The following is a 2,513-nucleotide window of genomic DNA, read 5'->3' as shown; positions in this document are numbered from 1 at the left end:
GCCGGCCGCCAGCGCCAGCCGCGGGCGTCGAGATCCTCGGCCGCCTCGTCCGTGACGTCGTGCACGACGGGCGCCGACGGCGCGTCCTCGGCCCGGACGAGCCGCAGTACGGCGCCGTCCGGAACCCCGGCCGACTCCAGTGTGCTGTCGTGCGACAGCGCGGAACCGTCCGCGGTGACGAGATGCCGCAACTCGGGCCGCCCGCCTACCCGGTCGTCGAGCAGCCGCATGATCTCCGGCAGCAGCAGTCCGACCGGTTCCCGCGACGGCAGCACGAGATCCACCCGCCGACGCTCGCCCACCAGCGTGACCCGGCTGAGCGCCGTGCGCGCCCCGCCGGTGGCCTGCCCCAACGTCCCCGTAGCCATCACGCGATCGAACCTATCACCGGGTAGAAGTGCTGGTCGGGGCTGTGGAAACCGCTGTGGAAACAGAGGGGGACGGTGTGACCGACGGCTGCACCGAACCCCCGTACGGACTCTTTCCGATGATGCGGTTCGACACGAAGGACCACCCCACACATCCCGCGCACAACACCGCCGCGATGACGATCCCGGCGAAGATCTTCCCGATCCGTTCGTCCACCGAGCGCCGCTGTCGCTGCGCTCCGAACAGCAGGGCGTCCCGCAGCCGTCGACGCCGCACCGACACCGACTCCAGCAACTGGCTGTCGTAATCCTGCGCTGCCACGGCTACGGGACCCCGATCACTTCTCTGTCAGCCGATCTGTCAGCCGCTCTGTCAACCGATCCGCTCTGTCAACCGATCCGCTCCGCCGGCCGATCCGCTCTGTCCGCCGATCGGCACGCTGTCGCTCGATCCGCTCCGTCAGCCGATCTGGTCGACCGCCGCGCGGGCCTTGGCCAGCGTGGACTGGGCGGTGCCGTCGTTCTGTTCGAGCGTGGTGCGCACCAGACGGATGATCTCGCGGACCTCGGCCGCGGCCTTCTTCCAGCGCTCTTCCTTGCCGTGGTAGTCGTCCGAGACACCGTCGGCCTGGAACTCGGTCATCGCGGCCTTGACGGCGGCGTCACGGTCGCCGAGCACCCGCTCCAACTGCCCCACGATCGTGCCGAGCGCGGTCTGGACCTCACCCGAGGCCCCGGTGTCGTACGAACGGCGGTCCTGGTTCTGAGCCATGTGGATGTCCCCCTGCTGATGCTCTCGATGGCTTATCGGGCGCCGAAGCGGGCCGCGTCGAAGTTGGCCAGGCCCATGTTCTGGTTGGCGTTGTCCTGGGACTCCACGTCACCTGTGCCGAACGCGTTGTCCATGCCCGACTGACCGCCCAGGATCGCGGCGAGCGAGCCGTTCAGATCGGCGGTGATCTCGTCCGCGCGGTTCTTGAACGAGTCGAACGCCAGCTTGCCGGCGCCGTTGAACTTGCCCTCCAGCGGTTCCGCCGCGCTGATCAGCAGCTGGATCAGCGTCCCGAGGTCGTCGCTGGAACCGACCGTGCTCTTCCCGAGTTCCGCCAGGGTCGTCGACCCCATGTCGAACTTCATGTCGTGTCCACCCCCGTGTGTCCGGTTCACCTACGTCCCGAACATGCTCTCCCACAACGCGTTGCACCCGCAACGCACTTGCCTGTGCGGTGACATCATCGGGACACAATTCGAACGTCCTTGTGTCGCGTCACACTCCCGGCAGTCACCCGTTCCGCATCCCCTCCCGACCGCTCGGCCGATCGTGCCCAGGTACGAACCCTGCCAGTAGGCACTGACAACGCACCGGCCGAAGTCGACGCCCCGACCGACCGCCGATGGTCAACCCCAGCCCGGTATTGGCATACCAAAAAATTCTCAAGACACCGTGCAACCCTCCCCGCACTCCGCGGGTCGTACGTGGCATCAGGGCTTCTCGGAGGGGGATCTGGGGGGATCGCGGGGGTTCTGATACGGGAGGGGAAAGCCGAGGGGCCCGGTCCAGTGGACCGGGCCCCTCGAAACGTTCCGGGCGCCTCAGGACGGCGAAGGCCGACCGGAAGAACACCCTCCGCCGGGACTCCCTCCGCCAGTACACCCTCCGCTAGAAGAACACCCCGCACCGCAGCAGCACGTTCGCGTACGGCCGTGCCTCCCCGGTCCGTACGATCAGCCGCGCGCCCGCCGACAGTTCCTTCAGCTTTTCGTGGGAGACCAGTTCCAGGTCGGGGAAGCGGTCCTCCAGCAGTGCGGTCGCCTCCGGGTTCGCGCCCCGGACCTCGCGCGCGGCGGTCGCGCCCTCGACCACGAGCTCGTCGAGCAGCCCGTCCAGCACCTCCGCGAAGGACGGCACCCCGGCCCGGAACGCCAGGTCGACCAGCCGCGGCCCCTCCGGCACCGGCATCCCCGCGTCGCACACCAGCACCCCGTGCCCATGCCCCAACTCCGCGAGGGCGCCCGCCAGATGACGGTTGAGTATCCCGGCCCGCTTCACAGCGCAGCGACCTCCTCGGCGGTCGGGAACGACACCTGCGCCCCGGCCTTCGTGACGGCGGCGGCCCCCACCCGGGCCGCGTACGCGGCGGCCTC

At 69.2% G+C, this 2,513-nt stretch carries 5 protein-coding genes; all 5 read right to left on the bottom strand.

The genetic code is table 11. The features are described 5' to 3' along the window. Positions 1–368 (bottom strand): EsaB/YukD family protein (locus AWZ10_RS31070; protein ID WP_208618582.1); only part of this gene is annotated, 368 nt, incomplete at its 3' end. Positions 369–384: 16 nt separating this feature from the next. Next, positions 385–690 carry a hypothetical protein gene (locus AWZ10_RS54105; RefSeq protein ID WP_078935760.1) on the bottom strand — a complete coding sequence of 102 codons (306 nt, stop codon included), beginning with the start codon at positions 688–690 and terminating at the stop codon, positions 385–387. A gap of 138 nt (positions 691–828) precedes the next feature. Beyond that, on the bottom strand, positions 829–1,140 hold the full coding sequence (locus AWZ10_RS31060; protein WP_037703282.1) for a pore-forming ESAT-6 family protein: 312 nt from the start codon (positions 1,138–1,140) through the stop codon (positions 829–831). Between the two features lie 32 nt (positions 1,141–1,172). After that, positions 1,173–1,505, bottom strand: a complete 333-nt coding sequence (locus tag AWZ10_RS31055) for a hypothetical protein (protein ID WP_037703280.1) — start codon at positions 1,503–1,505, stop codon at positions 1,173–1,175. 523 nt (positions 1,506–2,028) lie between these two features. Beyond that, the gene (gene rbsD, locus AWZ10_RS31050; RefSeq protein ID WP_046708212.1) at positions 2,029–2,418 is read right to left on the bottom strand and encodes a D-ribose pyranase; all 390 of its coding nucleotides are present in this window, start codon (positions 2,416–2,418) and stop codon (positions 2,029–2,031) included. Positions 2,419–2,513: the final 95 nt, after the last annotated feature.

Origin of the sequence: Streptomyces europaeiscabiei (assembly GCF_001550375.1) — a bacterium.
In the GTDB taxonomy this organism is placed as follows: Bacteria; Actinomycetota; Actinomycetes; order Streptomycetales; family Streptomycetaceae; genus Streptomyces; species Streptomyces europaeiscabiei.
This window is presented reverse-complemented; position numbering and strand designations above follow the sequence as displayed.